This window comes from Telluria sp. ZB4P36 (genome assembly GCF_059685865.1).
On sequence record NZ_JCASIE010000030.1, the window covers coordinates 1 to 23072 of the forward strand.

22 protein-coding genes are annotated in these 23072 nt (G+C 68.1%); 16 read left to right on the plus strand and 6 right to left on the minus strand.

Annotated elements, in window-relative coordinates:
* Positions 1-308 precede the first annotated feature (308 nt).
* On the plus strand, positions 309-632 hold the full coding sequence (locus AC56LK_RS23835) for a hypothetical protein (RefSeq protein ID WP_497186938.1): 324 nt from the start codon (positions 309-311) through the stop codon (positions 630-632).
* Positions 633-1026: 394 nt separating this feature from the next.
* On the opposite strand, the gene AC56LK_RS23840 is transcribed toward AC56LK_RS23835, so the two are convergent.
* The 4 genes from AC56LK_RS23840 to AC56LK_RS23855 all read right to left on the minus strand — a co-directional run bounded on the left by AC56LK_RS23840 (position 1027) and on the right by AC56LK_RS23855 (position 5650).
* On the minus strand, positions 1027-2979 hold the full coding sequence (locus AC56LK_RS23840) for a hybrid sensor histidine kinase/response regulator (protein WP_497186972.1): 1953 nt from the start codon (positions 2977-2979) through the stop codon (positions 1027-1029).
* A complete protein-coding gene (locus AC56LK_RS23845; protein WP_497186939.1) occupies positions 2874-3806 on the minus strand; it encodes a PAS domain-containing protein in 933 nt (310 codons plus the stop codon). The genes AC56LK_RS23840 and AC56LK_RS23845 overlap by 106 nt, the downstream gene beginning before the upstream one ends.
* Before the next feature lie 78 nt (positions 3807-3884).
* Positions 3885-4379 (minus strand): MarR family winged helix-turn-helix transcriptional regulator, encoded by a 495-nt coding sequence (locus AC56LK_RS23850; RefSeq protein WP_497186940.1) that lies wholly within the window; start codon positions 4377-4379, stop codon positions 3885-3887.
* Positions 4380-4408: 29 nt separating this feature from the next.
* Positions 4409-5650: a metal-dependent hydrolase gene (locus AC56LK_RS23855; protein ID WP_497186941.1), complete on the minus strand. Its 1242-nt coding sequence runs from the start codon at positions 5648-5650 to the stop codon at positions 4409-4411.
* Positions 5651-5790: 140 nt separating this feature from the next.
* Between AC56LK_RS23855 and AC56LK_RS23860 the strand changes: the two genes are divergently transcribed.
* From AC56LK_RS23860 to ccoS, 5 genes are all read left to right on the plus strand, one after another.
* Entirely contained in the window at positions 5791-7341 is a 1551-nt protein-coding gene (locus AC56LK_RS23860) for a methyl-accepting chemotaxis protein (RefSeq protein ID WP_497186942.1), read from the plus strand.
* A 114-nt stretch (positions 7342-7455) separates the two neighbouring features.
* Positions 7456-8898, plus strand: coding sequence for an oxygen-independent coproporphyrinogen III oxidase (gene hemN, locus AC56LK_RS23865; RefSeq protein ID WP_497186943.1), 1443 nt, complete (start codon positions 7456-7458; stop codon positions 8896-8898).
* Between the two features lie 8 nt (positions 8899-8906).
* The gene (locus tag AC56LK_RS23870) at positions 8907-9653 is read left to right on the plus strand and encodes a sulfite exporter TauE/SafE family protein (protein ID WP_497186973.1); all 747 of its coding nucleotides are present in this window, start codon (positions 8907-8909) and stop codon (positions 9651-9653) included.
* A complete protein-coding gene (locus tag AC56LK_RS23875) occupies positions 9650-12079 on the plus strand; it encodes a heavy metal translocating P-type ATPase (RefSeq protein ID WP_497186944.1) in 2430 nt (809 codons plus the stop codon). The genes AC56LK_RS23870 and AC56LK_RS23875 overlap by 4 nt, the downstream gene beginning before the upstream one ends.
* 2 nt (positions 12080-12081) lie before the next feature.
* Positions 12082-12231, plus strand: a complete 150-nt coding sequence (ccoS, locus tag AC56LK_RS23880; protein ID WP_497186945.1) for a cbb3-type cytochrome oxidase assembly protein CcoS — start codon at positions 12082-12084, stop codon at positions 12229-12231.
* A gap of 6 nt (positions 12232-12237) precedes the next feature.
* Here the strand turns inward: ccoS and AC56LK_RS23885 are convergent, their stop codons facing one another.
* Complete coding sequence (locus tag AC56LK_RS23885) at positions 12238-12576, minus strand: TraR/DksA family transcriptional regulator (protein WP_497186946.1); 339 nt, start codon at positions 12574-12576, stop codon at positions 12238-12240.
* Positions 12577-12771: 195 nt separating this feature from the next.
* On the opposite strand from AC56LK_RS23885, the gene ccoN reads away from it, so the two are divergent.
* The 6 genes from ccoN to AC56LK_RS23915 are packed head-to-tail and all read left to right on the plus strand — an operon-like array spanning position 12772 to position 17866.
* On the plus strand, positions 12772-14232 hold the full coding sequence (gene ccoN, locus AC56LK_RS23890; RefSeq protein WP_497186947.1) for a cytochrome-c oxidase, cbb3-type subunit I: 1461 nt from the start codon (positions 12772-12774) through the stop codon (positions 14230-14232).
* A 16-nt stretch (positions 14233-14248) separates the two neighbouring features.
* Positions 14249-14863: a cytochrome-c oxidase, cbb3-type subunit II gene (ccoO, locus tag AC56LK_RS23895; protein WP_497186948.1), complete on the plus strand. Its 615-nt coding sequence runs from the start codon at positions 14249-14251 to the stop codon at positions 14861-14863.
* 1 nt (position 14864) lies between these two features.
* Complete coding sequence (locus tag AC56LK_RS23900) at positions 14865-15035, plus strand: cbb3-type cytochrome oxidase subunit 3 (RefSeq protein ID WP_497186949.1); 171 nt, start codon at positions 14865-14867, stop codon at positions 15033-15035.
* Complete coding sequence (gene ccoP / locus AC56LK_RS23905; RefSeq protein ID WP_497186950.1) at positions 15028-15963, plus strand: cytochrome-c oxidase, cbb3-type subunit III; 936 nt, start codon at positions 15028-15030, stop codon at positions 15961-15963. Before AC56LK_RS23900 ends, ccoP begins: the two co-directional genes overlap by 8 nt.
* Positions 15960-17339: a cytochrome c oxidase accessory protein CcoG gene (gene ccoG, locus AC56LK_RS23910; RefSeq protein ID WP_497186951.1), complete on the plus strand. Its 1380-nt coding sequence runs from the start codon at positions 15960-15962 to the stop codon at positions 17337-17339. Before ccoP ends, ccoG begins: the two co-directional genes overlap by 4 nt.
* A 14-nt stretch (positions 17340-17353) precedes the next feature.
* Entirely contained in the window at positions 17354-17866 is a 513-nt protein-coding gene (locus AC56LK_RS23915) for a FixH family protein (RefSeq protein ID WP_497186952.1), read from the plus strand.
* 30 nt (positions 17867-17896) lie between these two features.
* On the opposite strand, the gene AC56LK_RS23920 is transcribed toward AC56LK_RS23915, so the two are convergent.
* Complete coding sequence (locus AC56LK_RS23920) at positions 17897-18670, minus strand: ThuA domain-containing protein (RefSeq protein ID WP_497186953.1); 774 nt, start codon at positions 18668-18670, stop codon at positions 17897-17899.
* A gap of 155 nt (positions 18671-18825) precedes the next feature.
* Here AC56LK_RS23920 and AC56LK_RS23925 point away from each other — a divergent pair, with 155 nt between their 5' ends.
* The 4 genes from AC56LK_RS23925 (at position 18826) to AC56LK_RS23940 (ending at position 23020) form a co-directional block, all read left to right on the plus strand.
* A complete protein-coding gene (locus tag AC56LK_RS23925; RefSeq protein WP_497186954.1) occupies positions 18826-20658 on the plus strand; it encodes a DUF885 domain-containing protein in 1833 nt (610 codons plus the stop codon).
* Between the two features lies 1 nt (position 20659).
* Entirely contained in the window at positions 20660-21625 is a 966-nt protein-coding gene (locus AC56LK_RS23930; protein WP_497186955.1) for a serine hydrolase domain-containing protein, read from the plus strand.
* 86 nt (positions 21626-21711) lie between these two features.
* Positions 21712-22140: a VOC family protein gene (locus AC56LK_RS23935; RefSeq protein ID WP_497186956.1), complete on the plus strand. Its 429-nt coding sequence runs from the start codon at positions 21712-21714 to the stop codon at positions 22138-22140.
* A 46-nt stretch (positions 22141-22186) separates the two neighbouring features.
* Positions 22187-23020: a metallophosphoesterase gene (locus tag AC56LK_RS23940; protein ID WP_497186957.1), complete on the plus strand. Its 834-nt coding sequence runs from the start codon at positions 22187-22189 to the stop codon at positions 23018-23020.
* Positions 23021-23072: the final 52 nt, after the last annotated feature.

Genomic DNA, 23072 nt, shown 5'->3' on the forward strand with positions numbered 1-23072 from the left:
GCCGCGCACCTGGAAGCTCGCTGCCAATCAATTCGCCATCATGTTCGGCGAGCGATTCACCAACGCGATTACCTAACTACGAAATCTGGCCCCGCACACAGAATTTCTGACAGGTCCATTGCCGCCGAGCGTTATCTTGAACGCCATCAGAACGGGATCAAGAAGTCCTGGCTCTTTGCCAAACACTACTCAACATTACGATTCAGTGAACAATGTCACTGTTGTAACCAACTCAACAACAGGAAATGTTATCACGGTGCGAAACGGCCCTCCGAGCACTGCAACATGCCCTTAGAACGGCTTTTTTAATGAATTATGACACCTTGCTCACACGCGAGTTGCTCGCGCTCGCTTCTGCATACCGTGCAGGTTCTATCGCCTTGCCCACTTTGGCTTCCCGCGCTGAGTCGCTTGTCGAGCAGATGCGCGACCAATTCCCTACGGACGTATTTTCCCGTGCAATGAATTGTGTCTATCTCATCGAAGATATCAACGCGGTTATTCTTGACGAGAATCGTCAGATTACGGATGGTGAGCGGGCTATGATTGACCGGCAACTGGACTCTTTGTTGGGGTTAGTTTTACCGCCCCCTTATAATCGCTTGGAGATGCGGCAGTGCCGGGACACATGATCAGTGGGACAGGCCTACACGAAAGAGCAGTAAGGCAGGAGTGGGCCGCGTCAACGCCAGGTGACGTCGGCCGTATCTTGATCGTATCCGCTTAGTATTTCCCTTGTATCCTATGGAGCCTAGTCGTATCTCTGTTGTATCTCATCTGCGCGGCGGAAAAATCCACCCTGGTCCGAAAACCCCGCGACTAGGGGGGCGGGCGGGACGCGGGGGAGCCCCCGCAGCTCCCACCAATCTGTCACACATCACGCAACCCTGCGGGTTGGCTAAACAGCCCGCCGTTGCGGGCCTCCCGTTTTAATACAACCACTATCGGGACTATGACCCTCCAGTGATTGTATTTGGTCCGTATCCTGTCGCAGACTACCCGTGCACCGCGGCCGGTGGCACCCCATCAAACGGGTTTCAGCTGGCGCACCTGCCCAGCCGGCGCCCGCTCGACGATCTCCACCAGCTTCGCCAAGTCCACCGGCTTGACGAAGTGCTGGTCGAAGCCCGCAGTCTTGGCCAGTACCCGGTCGTGCGCCTGGCCGTAGCCGGTGAGGGCGATCAGGACCGCCGGGCGCTCGCCCGCGCCGTCGTGCAAGCGGCGCGCCAGGGCGTAGCCGTCGATGTCGGGCAAGCCGATGTCGAGGATGAACACGTCCGGCCACGCGCGCTGCGCCTGCGCCAGTGCGTCGTGCGCATTGTGGGCGGTGACGACGGCGTGCCCGAGCGAGCGCAGGACGTCCGCCAGCGACAGCGCCGCGTCGACGTTGTCGTCCACCACCAGGATGTTTCGTCCGGTCCGCGCGGCCGGCGGCGCCACGGCGGCCACGTCGTCGGTGGCCGGGCCCGCGGCGCCATCCACGACCGGCAGCGTGACCGTAAAGCTGCTGCCCTTGCCCAGCCCCTCGCTGTGCGCCGTGACCCGGCCCCCATGCAGCTGGACCAGGCTGTGCACCAGCGCCAGTCCGAGTCCGAGGCCGCCCTGGGAACGGTCCGGCGTGCGTTCGGCCTGGGTGAACAGCCCGAAAACGTGCGGCAGCATGGCGCGGTCGATGCCGATGCCGTTGTCGCGCACCGTGATCGTCACGCCGGCGTCGCCGGTCTCGACCGACAGCGCGATGCGGCCGCCCTGGGCGGTGTAAATGGCGGCATTGTTGAGCAGGTTGACGATGACCTGCACCAGCCGGATGCGGTCGCCGTGCACCCAGCAGCGCCCCGGCGCCAGGTGCTGGTCGAGCGCATGGCCGCGCGCCTCGATCAGCGGGCGCGCCTGCTCGACGGTGCTGGCGAGCACCGACTTGATGTCGACCCGTTCGCGTTCCAGTTCGACCAGGCCGCGCGTCACACGCGAGACGTCGAGCAGGTCGTCCTCCAGCGAGGTCATGTGGCGCACCTGGCGGATGATCACTTCGCTCGACTGGCGCACCCGCTGCGGGTCGAGCGCGGCCATCGACAGCAGCTGGGCGGCATTGCTGATCGGCGCAAGCGGATTGCGCAGCTCGTGCGCCAGCATCGCCAGGAACTCGTCCTTGCGGCGCGCCTGCGCGCGCAGCTCCTCTTCGCCGGCCTTCTTGTCGTGGATGTCGGTCAGGGTGCCCATCCAGCGCGTGGCCTTGCCGGCCGCGTCGCCTAGGGGCAGTGCGCGGTTGAGCATCCAGCGCCAGTCGCCGGAGTGGTGGACCAGGCGGTGCTCGACCTCGAAGGGCTGGTTGGTGGCCATGCTGTTGCGCCAGGCCGCGAGCAGGGCCGGCAGGTCGTCCGGGTGAATGATGTCGACCCAGGCGTTGCAGGCGATCCGCTCGGTCGGCAGGCCGGTGAACTCGAGCCAGCGGGCGTTCAGGTAGTCGTTGGTGCCGCCGGCGTCGGCCGACCAGGCGAGTTGCGGGATGGCGTCGGCGATCAGGCGGAACTTGGCCTCGCTTTCCACCATCGCCCGCTCCGCCTCGACCTTGGCGCTGATGTCCATGTTGGCGGCCACCGCGCCCAGCATGGCGCCGTCGCGGTCGCGGATGGCGGCGGCGCGTACCAGGAGCGTGCGGCGCAGGCCCGGTTCGCCAAAGGGCTCGATCTCGACCACGCCGGCAGCCTGGTCCTCGCCCTGCAGCACGCGCGAGATCGGCCAATCGTGCACCTCCAGGCGCTGTCCGGCGCGCGGCGACCCGGCCGGCCACCAGCCTTTCCATTCGGCGTATTCGTCCATGCTTTCCGACTGCGGGTAACTGCCCCAGATCAGCCGGTTGGCGGCGTTCGCCTTCAGCAGGCGTCCGGCGGGGTCGACGTAGATGATGCCGACCGGGGCGGCGTCGAGCAGCACGTCGAGCCGGCGCGCGCTTTCGTCGGCGCGCAGCGAGGCCGCCACCGCCTCGCGTTCGCTCGCGATGCGCGCCTGTTCGGCATGCTCGCGCTCGGTGATGTCGACCGCCATGCCGGCGAAGCGGCGGCCTCCGGTGTCGGGATTGGCGAACACCTTGCCGCGCGCGTTGCCCCAGACGTCCACGCCGGAGCGCTGCGGGATACGGTATTCGACGTCGTAGCGTGAATCCGTGATGATGGCGTGGTCGATCGCCGCCAGCACGGCGGGGCGGTCGTCCGGTGGATCATGTCGGTGAAGCGCACCAGTTCCGTGCCCTCGCGCGCCGGCGCGGCGTCGACCTGGAACAGGCGTGCGAAGCGTTCGTCCGCATGGGTGGCGGCGGTATCGAGGTCATAGGACCAGGTGCCGATGTTGCCGGAGGCTTCGAGCGAGAGCGCCAGGCGTTCTTCCGCCTCCTTGTGGCGCGCCAGCGCGCGCACCGGGCTGTACGAGAACGTGAACCAGGCCTGCTCCCGCTTGCCATGGCGTTCCGCCGGGACGGCGTCATTCTCGAACATGAACGATTCACCGTCGAAGGCGCGCTGCACATAGCCGCCGACCGAGTCCCAGGCCTCGGCCCACACCTCGGCCAGCGGCCGGCCGAGCGCCCTGGCATCCTTGTCGCCCGGCAGCGGCAGGTAGGCATCGTTGTAGAACAGCGTGAAGTCCGGTCCCCATGCCAGGAAGTGGGGAAAGGACGAACCGAGCACGATGCCGAGCGTGGTGCGCAACGTCGCCGGCCAGGTCGCGACCGGTCCGAGCGGATGCGCGCTCCAGTCGTGGGCGTGGATGCGGGCGCCGGTGGCGCCGCCGTTCGACAGGAAGGCAGGCATGGGTTCAGGTGGGGTCATCTGGCTGGGCAAGGTCGACAATGTTACTAAAAAACTAAGAAGGCCGCGCCAGCCACGCCGCTAGCCGGCGTTGCTCGACTCGTGCAGGCCACTGCCGACCACGGCCCGCATCATGCCCAGCAGCTGGGCGCCGCGATCCACGCCGAACTGCTGGTCGAAGCGGGCCTGGGCGCGGCGCCAGGCCGGCAGGATGGCCTCGACCTTGGCGCGTCCGGCGTCGGTGAGTTCGATCACGCGTTCGCGGCGGTCCTGCTCGCTGGGACGGACCTGCACCAGCTGATCGCGCACCAGCGGCTGCAGGTTGCGCGCCAGCGTGGTGCGGTCCATGACCATGCTTTGCGCCAGCTGGGTCACGGTGGCCGCGCGCGGCCTGAGCCTGGCGAGGATCGCGAACTGGGTCACGCGCAGGCCGGAGCCGGACAGCATCTGGTCGTAGAACGAGGTGACGTAGCGCGAGGCCTGGCGCAGCGAGGAGCAGTAGCAGGCGGTATCGGGGAGGGGCAGGTCGGCATCCATGTCGGGAGTATAGCCCTGGCGGCCCGCCCGTGGCGACACCTGCCGGAACGACGGGCGTCCCGCGCAGGCTAGCGCGGCGGCGCTCCCTTCAAGCCGAGCAGATCGGCGCGCGGATAGCCCCAGCCGGCCAGTGGGCTTGGGCAGGGCGCGGCGGCCCGGGCCGCATAAGGCAGGGTCGAGAAGTTGGGCTGGTCCGGCGGCCCGAAGCGGATGTCGGTTGCCGACCCGCCTGCCAGCGAGGGCACGCGCGCGAAGCGCAGCCAGGCATCGAAGTGGCAGTTGGCCTGCCGCAGCGCCCGGAACCCGGCCAGGCTGCCGGTCTCGCTGTGCTTCCATGCCAGCGTCCTGGCCGGGCTGCCGGGCACGCCGCCGAAGCGCGCCGGGCAGCGTGATACCGGCGTGACGCCGGGCGCCAGGCTGAGCACGCCGACGCGCACCCCATAGCTGCCGGCCGCCGGCCCCGCGGCAACAGTGGCGAAGGACCAGCACAGCGGGTTGGACGGGAAGGAGGACAGGGCGATGTCGAGGGGGCGGCTGCCGGGCGCCGCCCGCTCCAGCGCCACGCGGATCCCGGCGCGCGCGAACTGGCCGGCCACGGCCTGGATGCCGACGAAGCCGGCGCAGGCGAGCAGGGCGGCCACCAGCCCGGCACGCGCGCCCAGCCGGCGGCTTGCCGCGCCGACGGCCAGCGCCACCACGGCCAGCCCGGCCAGCGAGCCCCATTGGAGGTAACCCAGCCAGGTGAACAACAGCGGCATGGCCGCGAACAGGACCAGCCCCAGACTGCGCCAGGCGGCGCGGCGCGCCGGCAGGCCCAGCGCCAGCGCGACACCGAGGGCGGTCCAGAACAGCGGCTCGATGATGAACACCAGGTCGCCGTACAGCCAGCGCGCGTCGAAGGGATGGAAGGGGTGGACGCCGTACACGTTCAGGGCGTCGAAGGCCAGGTGCAGGACCATGCCAAGCAGGGCGGTGCCGAGCACGGCCCGGCGCGCGCCCGGGTCTTCGCGCAGCAGCCGGCGCGCACCCGGCCACAACAACCAGGTCAGGGCCAGCAGCAGGGCCACCTGCGGCAGCGCATACAGCAGGGTGTGGGTATGGCCTCGGTGGTGGATCAGGTAGCCGAGCGGCGCGGGAAGCAGCGGGGTCAGCACCAGGTCCAGGTCGGGGAAATTACTGGCCAGCATGCCGGTGAGCAGCAGGGCGCGGCGGCGGGTACGGCCCCGGGCCGGGTCGGCCGGGGCGGGCAGGGCGCGCTCGACCAGCTCTCCGATTGCCAGGCCGACAAGCGAATGGGTGATGTTGTCCATACCGGAAGTTTAAACCATGGCAACAATTGAAGACGATCAAAGACGTTCTCGGCCGAATTTGATGCAAGTCAAAAATTTTAAAAGATCGCTTGCTAGAATCGTGCGCTGAGAATTTGCCCGTAGGCAACTAGGAGAGCGTCGTGCGTAGCAACCTGCCGGTGACCGGCATCGAATACCTGTTGAAGCAAAACCAGTCGATCGTCTCGAAGACCGACACCAAGGGCCGCATCATCTACGTCAACCCGAGCTTCATCGACGTCAGCGGCTTCAGCGAGGACGAACTGCTCGGCAAGGCGCATAACATCGTGCGCCATCCGGACATGCCGCCGGAAGCCTTCGCCGACCTGTGGGCGACGCTGCAGGCCGGCGAGCCCTGGACCGGCCTGGTCAAGAACCGCCGCAAGAACGGCGATTTCTACTGGGTGGTCGCGAACGTGGTGCCGGTCAAGGAAGGCGGCCGCGTGACCGGCTACATGTCGGTGCGCACCGCGCCCAGCCGCGAGCAGGTCCAGGCAGCCAGCGAGCTGTACCGCAAGTTCCGCGCCGGCGAAGCCAGGGGACTGGCGATCCGCCGCGGCGTCCCGGTCCAGCTCGGCTGGCGCGCGCGCCTGGACGCGCTGCGCAGCCTGCCGCTGTCGCGCCGCCTCGGCATCATGATGGCCAGCCAGTCGCTGCTGATGGCGGGTCTCGGCATTGCTGCCGACGGCATGGTCTGGCGGCTGCTGGCCGGCGCCGGGGTGCTGGCGACCCTGGCGGCCTGGGCCGAACTGCAGCGCAGCATCGCCCGCCCGTTGCGCGAGGCCACCGCCGCCGTCTATGCGCTGGCCGGCGGCGACCTGTGCCATCCCTGCAAGCCTGGGCGCGACGACGAGATCGGCCGCCTGCAGCTGGCCCTGCGCCAGCTGAACGTCAACCTGAAGGCCATCGTCGGCGACGTGCGCCGCAACGTCGGCTCGATCGAACATGCCGCGCGCGAGATCGCCGCCGGCAACGGCGACCTGGCCAGCCGCACCGAAGCCCAGGCCGCCAGCCTCGAGCAGACCGCCAGCAGCCTGGCGCAGATCGCCGCGGCGGCCGGCCACAACACCGACAGCGCAGTGCGCGCCGACGGCCTGGTGGTGGCGGCCTCGAAGGTCGCGGGACGCGGCGGCGAGGCGGTCGGACGGGTGGGCGACACCATGGGCCAGATCAGCAGCTCGGCCACCCGCATCGTCGACATCATCGGCCTGATCGACGGCATCGCCTTCCAGACCAATATCCTGGCGCTGAATGCGGCGGTGGAGGCGGCCCGGGCCGGCGAGCAGGGCCGCGGCTTCGCCGTGGTCGCCGGCGAGGTGCGCAGCCTGGCGCAGCGCTCGGCCGCGGCGGCCAAGGAGATCAAGGCCCTGATCGAAGCCTCGGTACAGCACGTCGGCGAAGGCAATGTGCTGGTCGGCGACGCCGGCCAGACCATGCGCGAAGTGGTGGCGCAGGTAGCGGAGGCGGCCGCCATCATGAACGGCATCACCGGCGCCAGCCGCGAACAGGGCGAGGGCATCGCCCAGGTCAATGCGGCCATGGCCCAGCTCGACCAGATCACGCGCGAGAACGCGACCCTGGTCGAGGAATCGGCGAATGTCTCGGCCAGCGTGGCCGACGAGGCCAGCCAGCTGGTGCAGGCGCTGTCGGTGTTCAAGCTCGACGATAAATGACAGACTCGGCCGGATTTGATGCAAGTCAAGGATTCCCGAGACACTGATCAATAAACTGCCTGTTATTCGAGCCGGTTTGCAGTTCCGCAAACCGGCAGCAGCAGGAGTTGATTGATGCAAGCAACAGCTTTTCCGGCCTTGGGCCAGCCCGTGCACCCCATTGCCGTCTATCCCACCGTGGACTTCGACGCCGGCCTGCTCAAGCGGCTCGGCAAGAACGGCCCGCGCTACACCTCCTACCCGACGGCCGACCGCTTCGGCCCGGAGTTCGGCTACCGCGACTACCTGCACGCCGTGGCCGGCCTGCGCACCCGCGGCGGCGCGCGTCCGCTCTCGCTCTACCTGCACATCCCGTTCTGCGACACGGTCTGCTACTACTGCGCCTGCAACAAGATCGTCACCAGGCAGCGCGAGAAGGCCGCCACCTACCTGTCTTACCTGAAGCGCGAGATCGCCATGCAGGCCGCCCTGTTCGCCGGCATCAACGACCTCGCGCAGCTGCACTTCGGCGGCGGCACGCCGACCTATCTGACGGACGCGCAGATGGACGAGCTGATGGCCCACCTGCGCCGCAGCTTCCGCTTCGCGCCCGACGAAGCGGGCGAGTATTCGATCGAGGTCGATCCGCGCACGGTGTCCGCCGAGCGCGTGCACAGCCTGCGGCGCCAGGGTTTCAACCGCATCAGCCTCGGGGTGCAGGACTTCGATCCCGAGGTGCAGCGCGCCGTCAACCGGGTCCAGCCCGAGGAAGACACCCGCGCCGTGATCGACGCGGCGCGGGTCGCCGGCTTTCGCTCGGTGAGCATCGACCTGATCTACGGCTTGCCGAAACAGACCCTGGACACGATGCGCCGGACCCTCGACAAGGTAGTGGCCGCCGACCCGGACCGCATCGCCGTTTACCACTATGCCCACATGCCGCAGCTGTTCAAGCCGCAGCGCCGCATCGTCGAAGCCGACATGCCGTCCAGCGACACCAAGCTGCAGATGCTCCAGCTGTGCATCGAGCGCCTGGGCGAAGCCGGCTACGTCTACATCGGCATGGACCATTTTGCCAAGCCGGAGGACGACCTCGCCGTGGCACAGCGCCAGGGCCGCCTGCACCGCAACTTCCAGGGCTATTCGACCCATGCCGATACCGACCTGGTGGCCTGCGGGGTGTCGGCGATCGGCGCGGTGGGCGCGACCTACAGCCAGAACGTCAAGACCCTCGAGGAATACTACGAGCTGCTCGACCAGAACGAGCTGCCGGTGGCGCGCGGCATCCGCCTCGGCATGGACGATGCGCTGCGCCGCAGCCTGATCCAGAAGCTGATGTGCCAGTTCGAGGTCTCGATCGCGGCGCTGGAGCAGGCCTTCCCGATCGTCTTCCACGACTACTTCGCGCCCGAACTGGCGCGCCTGCGCCAGATGGAAGAGGACGGCCTGGTCACGGTCGGCCCCGAATGGCTGGCCGTCAGCATGAAGGGGCGCCTCCTGATCCGCAACGTGTGCATGGTGTTCGACCGCTACCTCGCCGCCGCCCAGGACCGGCCACGCCATTCGCAGACCGTATGAACCTTTCCCTGAACGGCGTCAATCTCCTGCCGGCCTTCCTGGTCGGCCTGGCCGGCAGCGTCCACTGCGCCGGCATGTGCGGCGGCATCGTCGGCGCATTGTCGGCGCCGCCGCGGCCGGCCTTTCCGGTCCCGGTGCGGACCGTCACGGCGCCCGACGCCGTCCACGTCGCCAGCTACAACGCGGGCCGGATTGCCAGCTATGCCGCCGCCGGCGCATTGGCTGGCGGCGCGGCCGGCGGCGCGGCCAGCCTGGCCGGACTGCCGGCGCTGCAGGCCGGCGCTTACGTGATCGCCAACCTGATGCTGGTCGCGCTGGGCCTCTACCTGATGGATGCCTGGCACGGCCTGACTTTGCTGGAGAGGAGCGGGCAGGCCCTGTGGCGGCGCATCGCTCCGCTGCTGCGCCGGATCGGGCCGGCCGCCACCCCGGGGCGCATGTTCGCCGCCGGCTTGCTGTGGGGCTGGCTGCCCTGCGGGATGGTGTACAGCGTGCTGGTGACGGCCATGCTGAGCGGTTCCGCGTTAGGCGGCGCCAGCGTGATGCTGGCCTTCGGCCTCGGCACCTTGCCGATGCTGGCGGCGCTCGGCCTGGCCGGGGTCCGGCTGCGCACCCTGTTCGGGCTGCGCCAGGTGCGCCTGGCCTGCGGCCTGCTGATCCTCGGCTTCGGCCTGCTCGGATTGTGGCGCGCCGCGGGCGGCGTGCCGTCGAGTTGGGTGGACGTCCTGTGCGTCGCGCCCGGGGCCGAAGCGTGAGCGCCGTGCTGGCCGACATCATGCCGCCGCCGGCCGCGGCCACGAAGGGCGGCGCCGGCTGCTTCCACTGCGGCTCGCCGGTCCCGGCGGGCAGCCGCTGGCAAGCCATGGTCGACGGCGCGCCGCGCAGCATGTGCTGCCCCGGCTGCGCCGCTGCCGCCGAGGCGATCGTCGGCGGCGGATTCGGCGATTACTACAGCAGCCGCACCGAATATGCGGCATTCGCCACCGGCGGCGCGGACGATCCCGAGCTGGCGCTGATCGACCAGGTGGGCATGGTGGGCGAGGGCAGTTTCTCGATCGAGGGCGTGCGCTGCGGCGCCTGCGTCTGGCTGGTCGAGCGCCGCCTGGGCCAGCTGGCCGGGATGCGCGAGGTGGCGCTGAACGTCGGCCTCGGGCGCGTGTTCCTGCGCTGGGACCCGGAGCTGTGCCGTCCGAGCGCGATCGTGCGCGCCTTGCGTGCGATCGGCTACGCCGCCGCACCCTACGATGCGCAGCGCCATGCGCAAGCGCTCGAGCGTGCGCGCCGCACCCTGTTCCGCCGGCTGTTCGTGGCCGGCCTGTCGATGATGCAGGTGATGATGTACGCGGTGCCGGCCTACCTGGCGGACGAGGGGACCATGGACGCCGACATGGCGGCGCTGATGGCCTGGGCCTCGTTCGCGCTGACCTTGCCGGCCGTGTTCTATTCGGCGCTGCCTTTCTTCGCCGGCGCCTGGCGCGACCTGAAGCGCGGCCTGCCGGGCATGGACGTGCCGGTGGCGCTGGGCATCGCGGCCGCCTTCGCCGGCAGTTTCGCGGCGCTGGTGTCCGGCAAGGGCGAGGTCTACTTCGACTCGATCGCGATGTTCGTATTCCTGCTGCTGGGCAGCCGCTACCTGGAGCTGGGTGCGCGCCGCCGCGCCACCGAGGCCCTCGACGCGCTGCGCGGCGGAGTGCCGGCGTCGGCGCTGCGGCTGCGCGGCGATCCGGATGCGCGCGACACCGAGCTGGTGCCGGCCTCCAGCCTGGCGGTGGGCGAGCTGGTGCTGGTGCCTCCCGGACGGGCGGTGCCGGCCGACGGCGTCATCGTCGAGGGCAGCAGCGAGCTCGATTTTTCCCTGCTGACCGGCGAAAGCCGGGCGCGCCGCATGGGGCCGGGCGATGTCCTGCCGGGCGGCGCGGTCAACGCCGCCCAGGCGATCGTGGTACGCGTCAGCGCGGCCGCCCGCGACAGCACCCTGGCGATGCTGGTGCGGCTGGTCGAGCGGGCCGGGCATGGCAAGCCGGCCATCGCCCTGTGGGCCGACCGGGTCGCCGCCTGGTTCGTGCTCGGGCTGCTGGCGCTCACGGTCGTGGTCTACTTCATCTGGAGCACGGTCGACCCCGCGCGCGCCTGGCATGCCGCGGTCGCGGTGCTGGTGGTGTCCTGCCCCTGCGCCTTGTCGCTCGCGACCCCGACCGCGCTGGCGGCGGCCACCGACCGCCTGCTGCGCCGCGGTGTGCTGGCGATCGCCCCGCACGCGCTGGAGACCCTGGAACGCGCCACCCATATCGTGTTCGACAAGACCGGCACCCTGACCCTGGGCCGTCCGGTGCTGCGCCAGGTGCTGCCGGTCGGCGCGCTCGACAGCGACCTGTGCCTGCGGATCGGGGCCGCGCTGCAGGCCGAGAATTCGCACCCGATCGGCATCGCGATCCGTGCGGCGATGCCGGCGCACGGCCTGGCGGCGCGCCAGCTGCGCGCCGAGATCGGACGCGGCTTCGAAGGCATCATCGACGGCGTGGTCTACCGCATCGGCACCGCCGAATTCGTGCAGGGGCTGGCCGGCGGCGTGGTGCGCTCGGCGGTGCCGACCGGCACCAGCAGCGCCTGGCTGGCCTGCGAGGGCCAGTGGCTGGCGCGCTTCGACCTCGCCGACGGCCTGCGCCAGGAAGCGCAGGAGGTGGTGCGCCGCTTCCAGGAAGCCGGCAAGACCGTGATCCTGCTCAGCGGCGACGACCAGGCCGCGGCCACAGCGGTGGCGCGCCAGCTCGGCATCGCCAACGCCTTCGGCGGCCGGCTGCCGGCCGAGAAGCTGGCCTTCGTGCGCGAGCTGCAGCAGGAAGGGGCGGTGGTGGCGATGGTGGGCGACGGCAGCAATGATGCCGCCGTGCTGCGCGGCGCCGACGTGTCCTTCGCCATGGGCCACGGGACCGAGCTGGCCCAGGTCAATGCCGACGGCGTCCTGCTGGGCGACAGCCTGGTCCCGCTGGCCGACGCGGCCGACACCGCACGCCGCACGCTGGCCGTCATTCGCCAGAACCTGGTCTGGGCCTCGGTCTACAACCTGGTCGCGATCCCGGCGGCGGCGACCGGCCTGCTCAATCTCTGGTTGTCCGGGATCGGCATGGCCGCCAGTTCGGCCGTCGTGGTGCTCAACGCGCTGCGCCTGCGCAAGGAGTAGGCATGGAAGCCTTGTACTTGCTGGTTCCGCTCAGCGTGATCCTGGTGGCGCTCGCGGTGTGGATTTTCTTCGGGGCGGCGGAAAGCGGGCAGTTCGAGGATCTCGAAGGGCCGGGGATGCGCATCCTGGTGGACGACGACCGGCCCGGGTGATGGGCCCTACATCGACGGTCCACGACCCGTACGCTGATCCTTCTCGAGCTGTTCCTGGCACTGGATGCACAGCCGCACCGTCGGCGTGGCCAGCAGACGCGCTTCCGGGATGTCGCGTCCGCAGGATTCGCAGATGCCGGCGCCGCCGGATTCGAGCTTGCCGATGGCGACGTCGATCTCGTGCAGCAGCGCCGATTCGTGGTCGGCCAGGTGCTGCTCGTTGTGGCTCATCATTTCGGATTGCGCCGCGTCGTCGCTCTGGCCCTGGTGGGAGAGAGGACCGATGGCGGGTGCTTCGTCGTCCGGCGAATCGGTGCGCGAGCGCACCGTCTCCAGTAAATCCATACGCGCCTGGTGGAGGCGCTGGTTCAATTCTTCCGATACCGATGTCGATAGAGGCGGCATGAGCGTTGTTCCCTGTTGGCGTTCAGCTCCATAACTCATCTGATGCTGAACAATTTGATTCACATCAAGGATTTTTACGGTTCGAAAAACGACACTCCTGATTGTCATCCATCAAGGTATTTTCAGGAGAGCATCTTGGCCTGCAGTCTAATCTATAACTACAAGATCGTGCGCCAGTTTGCCATCGCGACCGTCGTCTGGGGCGTGATCGGCATGGCTGCCGGCGTCTTCATCGCGGCCCAGCTGGCCTGGCCCGCGCTGAACTTCGACATCGCCTGGCTGAGCTACGGACGCCTGCGTCCGCTGCACACCAATGCCGTCATCTTCGCCTTCGGCATCTGCGGCCTGTTCGCCACTTCGTACTACGTGGTGCAGCGTACCTGCCAGGTGCGGCTGTTCAGCGACAGGCTGGCGGCCTTCACCTTCTGGGGCTGGCAGGCGGTGCTGGTGTCGGCCGCGATCTCGCTGCCGATGGGCTTCACCCGCGGCAAGGAGTACGCCGAGCTCGAATGGCCGATCGCGATCCTGATCACCGTCGTCTGGGTGGCCTACGCCGTGGTCTTCTTCGGCACGATCGTCAAGCGCCGCGTCCAGCACATCTACGTCGCCAACTGGTTCTTCGGCGGCTACATCCTGGCGGTCGCCGTCCTCCACGTGGTCAACGGCGCGGTGGTGCCGGTATCCGCCATGAAGTCCTACTCGGTCTACGCCGGCGTGCAGGACGCGATGATCCAGTGGTGGTATGGCCATAACGCGGTGGGCTTCATCCTGACCGCGGGCTATCTCGGCATGGTCTATTACTTCATCCCGAAACAGGCCGAGCGTCCGGTGTACTCCTACCGCCTGTCGATCGTCCACTTCTGGGCCCTGATCTTCACCTATATGTGGGCCGGCCCGCACCACCTGCACTACACCGCGCTGCCAGACTGGACCCAGTCGATCGGCATGGTGTTCTCGCTGATCCTGCTGGCGCCTTCGTGGGGCGGGATGATCAACGGGATCATGACCCTGTCGGGCGCCTGGCACAAGCTGCGCTCGGACCCGATCCTGAAGTTCCTGATCGTCTCGCTGTCCTTCTACGGCATGGCCACCTTCGAGGGCCCGATGATGTCGATCAAGACCATCAACGCGCTGTCGCACTACACCGACTGGACCGTCGCCCACGTCCACGCCGGCGCCCTGGGCTGGGTCGGTTTCATCACGATGGGCTCGATCTACTACCTGATCCCGCGCCTGGCGGGAAAGAAGCAGATGTGGAGCATGCCATTGCTTGATGCCCACTTCTGGGTCGCCACCATCGGCATCGTGCTCTACATCGCCTCGATGTGGATCGCTGGCGTGATGCAGGGTCTGATGTGGCGCGCGGTGAACCCGGACGGCACCCTGACCTATACCTTCGCCGAAAGCGTCAAGGCGACCTACCCGTACTACGTGATCCGCTTCAGTGGCGGCTTCCTCTACCTGTCGGGCATGGCGCTGATGGCCTTCAATACCTGGAAGACGTTGAGCGGCACGCAGAACGTGGACGCCAGGATCCCGACCGGCCCGAGCAAGCCGCAGCCGAACCACGCGCAGCCTGAAGCGGCGCACGCCTGAACCCTGGAGTAGAACAATGAAATTCACGCATGAATGGATCGAGAAGAACCCCTGGCTCCTGATTGGCCTGGTGCTGCTCGTGATTTCCTTCGGCGGCCTGGTCGAGATCGTGCCGCTGTTCTTCCAGAAGTCCACCACCGAGCCGGTGGCGGGCCTGAAACCTTATTCTCCGCTGCGCCTGGCGGGCCGCGACGTCTATATCCGCGAGGGCTGCTACAACTGCCACTCGCAGATGATCCGCCCCTTCCGCGCCGAGACCGAGCGCTATGGCCACTATTCTGTGGCGGGCGAATTCGTCTATGACCACCCGTTCCAGTGGGGCTCCAAGCGCACCGGCCCGGACCTGGCCCGCGTGGGCGGCCGCTACAGCGACGAATGGCACCGCACCCACCTCGACAACCCGCGCGACGTGGTGCCCGAATCGAATATGCCGGGCTACCCGTGGCTGGCCAAGGCCAGGCTGGACCCGGCCGAGATCATCCCCAAGATGCGCGCCATGCGCCGCATCGGCGTGCCCTACACCGAGGCCGAGATCCAGGCCGCGCCCGGCGAAGTCGCCGGCAGGACCGAGCAGGACGCGCTGGTCGCTTACCTGCAGGGCCTGGGCACCCAGATCAAGAAGAGGAACTAGCATGGCTCTTCAACAGATCTTTGACGACGCCAGCAGCGTCATGACCGTCGTCAGCTTCATGACCTTCCTGGGCATCGTGGGCTGGACCTATGTGCTGCGCAAGGGCAGCGATTTCGACAGCGCCGCGGCACTGCCGTTCGCCGACGAGGCAGGGGAGAGCGAGCGTGGCTGATTTCTTCAACGCGTTCTGGCACTGGTACATCGCCATCATCACGGTGCTGTCGATCCTCGGTTGCGGCATCCTGCTGTGGTCGCAGTCGACTTACCGCGTCAAGCTGCGCGCCGACGGCACGCACGACAAGACCACCGGCCACGTCTGGGACGAAGACCTGACCGAACTGAATACGCCGATGCCGCGCTGGTGGATCGTGCTGTTCTACCTGACCATCGTGTTCGGCTTCGCCTACCTGCTGCTGTTTCCGGGCCTGGGCAGCTATGCCGGCAAGCTGGGGTGGAACTCCACCGGCGAGTACAAGGCCGAGCTGAAGCAGGCGAGGGCGGACTTCGGGCCGCTGTTCGCCCGATACGCGAAGCAGGACCTGAAGGCGGTGGCGGCCGACCCGCAAGCCCAGGCCATCGGCGAGCGCCTGTTCCTGACCTACTGCGCCCAATGCCACGGCTCGGATGCGCGCGGCAGCAAGGGCTTCCCGAACCTGGCGGACCGCGACTGGCTGCATGGCGGCGAGCCCTCCGTGATCAAGCAGGCCATCTTGGCGGGCCGGGTCGGCGCCATGCCGCCGATGGGCGCGGCGCTCGGCTCGGACAAGGATATCGAGAGCGTGGCGGCCTACGTGCGCAACCTGTCAGGCTTGAGCGCGGACCCGATCAAGGTCGCCTTCGGCAAGCCGAAGTTCGCCGCCTGCGTGGCCTGCCATGGCGCCAAGGGCGAGGGCAACCCGGCCATGGGTGCGCCCAACCTGGCGGACAAGGTCTGGCTGTACGGCGGCAGCCAGGAAACCGTGATGGAGACCATCCGCAAGGGCCGCAGCAATACCATGCCGGCCTTCGGCGAATTCCTCGGCGAAGAGAAGGTGCACGTGCTGGCGGCCTATGTGTGGGGCCTGTCGAATCCTGCCATCACGACGGCGGCGGCAAAATGAATGCGCCCAAAGAGGCGGTGATCCGCATGTATGCGCCGCGCGAGGAGATCTATCCGCGTGAGATCAAGGGCCGCTATGCTTCGTTGCGCTGGGCCTGCGTCTGGCTCACCCAGCTGCTGTTCTACGGCCTGCCGTGGATCCGACTGCACGGCCGCCAGGCGGTCCTGTTCGACCTGGCCAGCCGCAAGTTTTATCTGTTCGGGCTGGTCTTGTGGCCGCAGGACTTCATCTACCTGGCCGCGCTGCTGATCCTGTGCGCCTACGGGCTGTTCCTGGTGACGGCGGTGGCGGGCCGGGTGTGGTGCGGCTTCGCCTGCCCGCAGACGGTCTATACCGAGATCTTCCTCTGGATCGAGCGTAAATTCGAAGGGGCGAGGAGCGCCCGCATCCGCCTCGACCGCCAGCCCTGGAGCCTGGAAAAGCTCGCGCGCAAGGGCGGCAAGCATGCCGCCTGGGGCGGGGTGGCGGGGTGGACCGGTTTTACTTTCGTCGGCTATTTCACCCCGGTGCGCGAGCTCGCGCAAGGCATTGCCGGGTTCGGGCTGGGCCCATGGGAGTGCTTCTGGGTGCTGTTCTATGCATTCGCCACTTACGGCAACGCCGGCTGGCTGCGCGAGCAGGTCTGCAAATACATGTGCCCGTACGCGCGCTTCCAGAGCGCGATGTTCGACAAGGACACCCTGATCGTCACCTACGACGCCGCCCGCGGCGAACCGCGCAATCCGCGCATGGGCACGGCCAATAGCGGGGACTGCATCGATTGCAGCATGTGCGTGCAGGTCTGCCCGACCGGGATCGATATCCGCCAGGGCCTGCAGTACGAGTGCATCGGCTGCGCCGCCTGTGTCGACGCCTGCAAGGTCGTGATGGACAAGATAGGACGGCCGCGCGGCCTGATCCGCTACGCGACCGAGAACGCGCTGGCGGCGAAGCTGGGGCCGGCCCAGGTGCGGCGCCGCGTGCTGCGCCCGCGCGTGCTGATCTATGCGGCGGTGCTGGCGATCCTCGGCATCGCCATGCTCGCCTCGCTGGCGCTGCGCAATCCGCTCAAGCTCGACGTGATCCGCGACCGCGGTTCGATGGGGCGCGAAGTGGAGGACGGGATGATCGAGAACGTCTACCGGCTGCAGGTGATGAACACGACCGAGCAGGCCCAACGCCTGCGCATCACGGTGGACGGCGTCGCCTCGGCGCGGGTCGCGGACGGGGACCTGGTCGAGATCGGCCCGGCTACCACGCGCGCGCTACCGGTGCGGGTGCGCATCGCCGGCGCTGACGGCCAGCCGGGATCGAACCGGATTGCCTTCACCCTGGCCTCGCAGGATGGCGCGGCGCTGCGGGTGAGCGAAGAAGCGGCCTTCATCGTGCCGAAATAAACAAGGAGAAGGACATGCAAGCCAATCTCGCCCCGGCCGCGCCCTGGTACCGGCACCGCTGGCCCTGGTTCCTGATGATCGGTCCGGTACTGGTGCTGGTCGGCGGCGCCGTCATGGTCTGGCTGGCCACGAGCCGTCCGGATGCGATGGTGGTCGGCGACTATTACAAGCAGGGCAAGGCCATCAACCAGGAACTGCGCCGCGACCGCGTGGCGAGCCGCCTGGGCCTGCGCTTCGAGGCAGCCTGCGACGCTCCGGGCGGCCGCATCACGGGCATCCTGCGCAGCCATGGCGAACCGGTGCGGGCGCCATTCCACATCCGCCTGGCACACCCGACCCAGCCGGAGCGCGACCGTGTGCTCGAGGCGCTGCCGGATGCACAGGGCCGGTTCAAGGCCGACGCGCCCGGACTGGAAGCGACGCACTGGCAGGTGGTGGTCGAGGGCGGGAAACGTGACTGGCGCCTGGCGGGAAGCTGGAGCTGGGCCAGGGATGCGGTGCTCGTGATCACGGCCGACCCGGCCTAGGAATGCGCGCAAGCCGCGCACCGTCAGCGCTCAGTCGGCCTTGAACGTGCGGCCGGTCGCCGCCCAGTAGATGCCGCCGTACAGGTGGTGCAGGAAGAGCGGATCGCGGTAGGTCGCCGCGATGTGGCCCAGCGCCGTGTAGAAGGACCGGCCGCCGTCGTACGGCTGGTACCAGCTGATGGGGTGGAAGGCGCCCATGCCCTTGCCGGGGCGGTCCGGCTTGCCCGTTTCCGGCCTGTAGGTGGATTCGTCGACCGTCAGCAGGTAAGTGAGCGCCGTCGAGGTGGGGGGACCGAACTCGTACCATTCGTCGGTGAACAGGGTGCGCGGCGCGAAGCGCTCCATGCCGGGGAAGTTGCGATCGCGGACCTGCAGCACGGCGGTCTGCACGGCCGGGTGCACGCGGAACATGTGGCCGACCAGCTTCGTGTACCAGGGCCAGCCGTATTCCGTGTCCGAGGCGCTGTGCACCCCCACGAAACCGCCGCCCTTGCGGATGTGGCGTTGGAAGGCGGCCTGCTGCTGCTCGTCCAGGACGTCGCCGGTGGTCAGGAGGAAGACGACCGCCTGGTACTTCGCCAGCTCGGCGTCCTTCATCACGCGGCCGGCATCGGCGGTCCAGAACACCTCGAAATCATGCAGCTTGCCGAGTTCCTGCACGGCGCTTACGCCGGCATGCACGGCATCGTGATGCCAGCCGGCGGTCTTGGTGAACAGCAGGACCTTGAACTGCTGGGCGTGGGCCGGCGCGGCACCCAGGATGGACGCATACAGCAGCGCGGCCGCAGTGAAAGAAAATTTCATGAAGTTCTTCATGGTGAAATATTGTGTCAATACGGCCGGCCTGTCTCTAGCGCGCGTGCATTGTTGATCCGGCCATTTCCATGTTAGATTCCTCGGCGGCAAGCACGGCGCCTGCGCCGTCACCGAATACTACACGACAAGGAAACGAGACCACGATGCCATCCCTCCGCCAGCGCAGCCTGCGCGCCGCCATCGGCGCCCTGTTCATCCCCGCCGCCATCGCCTGCGCGGCCATGCCGGCCGTGGCGCATGCGGCGCCCGCGGCGAAAACCGCGGCCGCCAAGCCGAACAAGGCCTTCGACACCTGGGCCGGGAAGTTCGCCGAAGACTGGGTGCGCATGAGCCCCCAGCTGGCGACGTCGACCCAGTACTTCAGCGGCGCCGAGCAGGCAAAACTGGACCGTGAGCTGACCCCGCTCACCAAGGCCCATCGCCAGAAGATGCAGGCGCTGGCCCGGACCGGGCTGGCGCGCCTGGACAAATGGATGGCCGGCCCGCTCGACGAGAACCAGCGCGTCTCGGCTGCCGTGATGCGCTGGTCGCTGCAGAACGTGATCGCCAACGAGCCCTTCGAGGACCATAACTTCGTCTTCTCGCAGTTCAGCGGCACGCAGGTCAGCCTGGTCAACTTCATGACCACCACCCATCCGCTGCGCAACCCGGCCGATGTCGAGAGCTACCTGGCGCGCCTGGAACAGATCGGCGCCCGCATGGATGAAGCGCTGGCGCGTGCCCGCGATGCCGCCGCGCGTTCCCTGATCCCGCCGCGCTTCATCCTGGAGCGTGCGCAGTTCCAGGTCGACAGCTTCCTCAAGCCGGCCGCCAACGAGAACGTGCTGGTCACCTCGCTGGCCCAGCGTACCGAGAAGATGGAAGGCCTGAACCCGGACATCCGCAGCGCCGCGCTGGCGCGCGCCGCCCGCATCGTCGACGAGCACATCCGCCCCTCGTACAAGCGGGTGCAGGACTTCATGCTCGAGATCCAGCCCCGCACCGGCGACGTGGCCGGCATTTCGCGCCTGCCCAACGGCAGCGCGGCCTATGCGCGCGCGGTCGAGAACTTCACCAGCACCAAGCTGACCCCGAACGAGATCCACGAGATCGGCCTGCGCGAAGTGGCGCGCATCGAAGGCGAGATGGACCGGCACCTGCGTTCGCTCGGCCTCGTTGATGGCAATATCGAGACCCGCATGAAGCAGCTGGATGCGCGCTTCCAGCCGAAAGGCGAGGGCGATCCACGTCCCGCCATCATCGCCAGCTACGGCGAGATGGTGAAGGACGCCGAGCGCAGGAGCGCTGCGCTGTTCAAGCTGAAGCCGCGCGCACCCGTCGAAGTGCGCCGCGAGCCGCCGCTGACCGAACCCTCGGCCGCCGCGCACTACTCGCTGCCGGCGCCCGACGGCACCCGTCCCGGCATCTTCTGGGTGCCGCTGCGCGGCCCGAGCTTCGACATGATCCGCATGCGCAGCCTGGCCTACCACGAAGCCGTGCCGGGCCACCACTTCCAGCTGGCGATCCAGCAGGAGCTGACCGGCATCCCGAAATTCCGCAGCCAGCGCATCTTCAGCGGCGGCAGCGCCCACGCGGAAGGCTGGGCGCTCTACACCGAACGCCTGGCGGTGGAGCAGGGCTGGTACGAAGGCGACGTGCCCGGCCTGCTCGGCGCCCTCGGTTCGGAACTGTTCCGCGCGCGCCGCCTGGTGGTCGACACAGGCCTGCACTCGAAGGGCTGGACCCGCCAGCAGGCGATCGACTACGGCATCGGCGCCCAGGAAGTCGAGCGCTACGTCGCCTGGCCGGGCCAGGCCAACGCCTACATGATCGGCATGCTGCGCATCATCGACCTGCGCGAGAAGGCGAAGAAGGAATTGGGAGAGAAGTTCTCGCTGCCGGGCTTCCACGACCTGGTGCTGGGCGCCGGCTCGGTGCCGCTCGACGTGCTGGGCGAGCTGGTGGACGGCTGGATCGCGAAGCAGAAGAAGGCTTGACGTGGAGCGCAGGGCCGGCGCAATGAAGCTGTCGGCGCTGCTGGCGATGGCTTGCCTGTCGATCCCGGCGTCCGCCGCCTTGCCTGCGCCACAGGCGGCGGCCCTTACCCGGCAGCTGCAGGCCATCGTCGACGATCCCGCCATCCCGCTGCCCGGCCTGGCAGCGGTGGCGATCCGCGCGGGCGAGATCGTCTACAGCCGCCAGTTCGGCGTCAAGCGCATGGCGTCCGCCACAGCGCCGGCACAGCCGATGGATGCGGACACGATGTTCCGCGTCGCCTCGGTGTCGAAATTCGTGACGACGCTCGGCACGATGAAGCTGGTGGAGCAGGGCAGGCTGGCACTGGACCTCGATGTCAGCGATTACCTCGGCTACCGCCTGCGCAATCCGCATTTCCCGGACCAGCCGATCACCCTGCGCATGCTGCTGACGCACACCTCGTCCTTGCGCGACGAGGGCGGCTTCAAGTTCGACCCGGCGGTCGACCTGGGGGAGGGAAGCTATTTTGACTACGTCAACTTCAACTCGGGCATCATCGCCACCATCATGGAGCGCGTGGGCCGCGAGCGCTTCGACCGCCTGATGCGGCGCCTGGTGTTCGATCCGATGGGCCTGAAGGGCGGCTTCTACCTGGCCGGCTTCGCGCCGGCGAAGCTCGCCGATGCGGCCACCCTCTACCGCCGCCGCGAGAAGGACGGCGACGAACGCTGGGATCCGAAAGGCCCCTGGATCGCGCAGTCGGACGATTTCGCAGTGCAGGCGCCCCTTGCGCCGCCGGGCCTGGACTGCTACGTGGCCGGCACCAACGGCACCCTGTTCGGCCCGCAGGGCAGCCTGCGCATCTCCGCCGGCGGCGACAGCGACAATCCCGAGCTGCACCCCGGACGCTTCTCGTCCAAGGCGCGCTTCCAGGAGCGCATCACCGAAGCATTGTATCGGGGCGCCATCGTGACGCCGAAGGAGTGATGCCGATGCCGTTGCCAAGGCCGCCCGCCGGCCCTACACTAGCGGGATCAGCCGGTACTCATGATCGTCTTCTTCAGGAGCACAGCATGGAAACTCAGGAACTCTTCCGCGGACGCCTCATCGACCACATCCAGCTGGTGGTGCGCGACTTGCCTGCTTCCCGCAGGTTCTACACCGCCGTGTTCGAGGTGCTGGGCATCCCCCTCGGCGGCTCGGGCGACAATTATTTCTGGGCCGACGAGCTGTTCATCTCCAGCCGCGACAGCGAGGCGGCGCAAGGGGTGCTCACCGGGCGCCACCACCTGGCCTTCCAGGCGCGCGACCGCAAGATGGTGAATGCCTTCTACTTCGCGGCGCTGGCCGCCGGCGGCAGGGACAACGGCCGTCCCGGCGAGCGCGCCTACCACCCGGGCTACTACGGCGCCTTCGTGCTCGACCCGGACGGCAACAACATCGAAGCGGTCTACCACGGCGAGGCGAAGCAGAGCGCGCCCTACGTGCGCGTCACGTTCTAGCGCCGCCGGCGCAGGCTGGAGCGGAAAGCCGCTATACTGCGCGACCATGCGCATCCAGCTTTTCTCCGACCTGCACCTCGAACGTTATGCGGGCTTTGTCCCGCAGATCCGCGACGATACCGACATCGTCATCCTGGCTGGCGACATCGGCTCCTACCAGTCCGGCTCGCGCCTGACGGACGACGACTTCGGGCTGGAGCGGTTTTCGCCGCTGCGGCCGGGTGCGGGCAGCGCCCGGGTGCTGTACATCCCCGGCAACCACGAATTCGACGGTCTCGAGTTCGACGAGGCCTATGCGCGCCTGCAGGGCACCTGCGCGCGCCTCGGCATCGAATGGCTGGACCGCGAAACCCTGGTCATCGGGCAGCTGCGCTTCATCGGCACCACCCTGTGGAGCGACTTCGACGCGCTGGCCGTGCAGGAACAGGACCTGAGCAAGCAGCTGCAGCGGCGCGAGAAGGCCTTCCGCGCCGCCAATTACTACCTGTCGAAGAACACCACCCTGAAGAACGGCGAGAAGGTGCTGGCCGAGGGCATCCGCGCCATGTCGCTGGAGTGCCAGGACTGGCTGCGTGGCGCGCTGGCGCTTCCGTTCGAGGGCCGCACGGTGGTGGTGACGCACTTCGCGCCCAGCCTGCAGAGCGCCGACCCGCGCTACGGCCTCACCCCCGGCACCGCGGGATTCTGCAATGCGCTCGACGCGCTGTTCCCGCAGGCCGATGTCTGGATCCACGGGCACCTGCACTGCGCGAACGATTACCTTGTCAGCGGCGTCGATGCGGACAGGTCCTGGTCCTGCCGCGTGGTGGCCAATCCGCTCGGTTACCTCAGCAAGGGCGAACAGGAAGCCTTCCGCCCGGACCTCGTCATCGACATCTAGATCGCCGGGAGCACCTGGCGCTACCGCCGGCAGCGCATGCTGCGCCATCCGC

Coding starts and splice junctions, on each gene's coding strand:
- AC56LK_RS23835 (WP_497186938.1), top strand. CDS start 309: ATGAATTATGACACCTTGCTCACACGCGAGTTGCTCGCGCTCGCTTCT.
- AC56LK_RS23845 (WP_497186939.1), bottom strand. CDS start 3,806: ATGCCTGCCTTCCTGTCGAACGGCGGCGCCACCGGCGCCCGCATCCAC.
- AC56LK_RS23855 (WP_497186941.1), bottom strand. CDS start 5,650: ATGGACAACATCACCCATTCGCTTGTCGGCCTGGCAATCGGAGAGCTG.
- hemN (WP_497186943.1), top strand. CDS start 7,456: ATGCAAGCAACAGCTTTTCCGGCCTTGGGCCAGCCCGTGCACCCCATT.
- ccoS (WP_497186945.1), top strand. CDS start 12,082: ATGGAAGCCTTGTACTTGCTGGTTCCGCTCAGCGTGATCCTGGTGGCG.
- AC56LK_RS23885 (WP_497186946.1), bottom strand. CDS start 12,576: ATGGATTTACTGGAGACGGTGCGCTCGCGCACCGATTCGCCGGACGAC.
- ccoO (WP_497186948.1), top strand. CDS start 14,249: ATGAAATTCACGCATGAATGGATCGAGAAGAACCCCTGGCTCCTGATT.
- AC56LK_RS23900 (WP_497186949.1), top strand. CDS start 14,865: ATGGCTCTTCAACAGATCTTTGACGACGCCAGCAGCGTCATGACCGTC.
- ccoG (WP_497186951.1), top strand. CDS start 15,960: ATGAATGCGCCCAAAGAGGCGGTGATCCGCATGTATGCGCCGCGCGAG.
- AC56LK_RS23915 (WP_497186952.1), top strand. CDS start 17,354: ATGCAAGCCAATCTCGCCCCGGCCGCGCCCTGGTACCGGCACCGCTGG.
- AC56LK_RS23920 (WP_497186953.1), bottom strand. CDS start 18,670: ATGAAATTTTCTTTCACTGCGGCCGCGCTGCTGTATGCGTCCATCCTG.
- AC56LK_RS23925 (WP_497186954.1), top strand. CDS start 18,826: ATGCCATCCCTCCGCCAGCGCAGCCTGCGCGCCGCCATCGGCGCCCTG.
- AC56LK_RS23935 (WP_497186956.1), top strand. CDS start 21,712: ATGGAAACTCAGGAACTCTTCCGCGGACGCCTCATCGACCACATCCAG.
- AC56LK_RS23940 (WP_497186957.1), top strand. CDS start 22,187: ATGCGCATCCAGCTTTTCTCCGACCTGCACCTCGAACGTTATGCGGGC.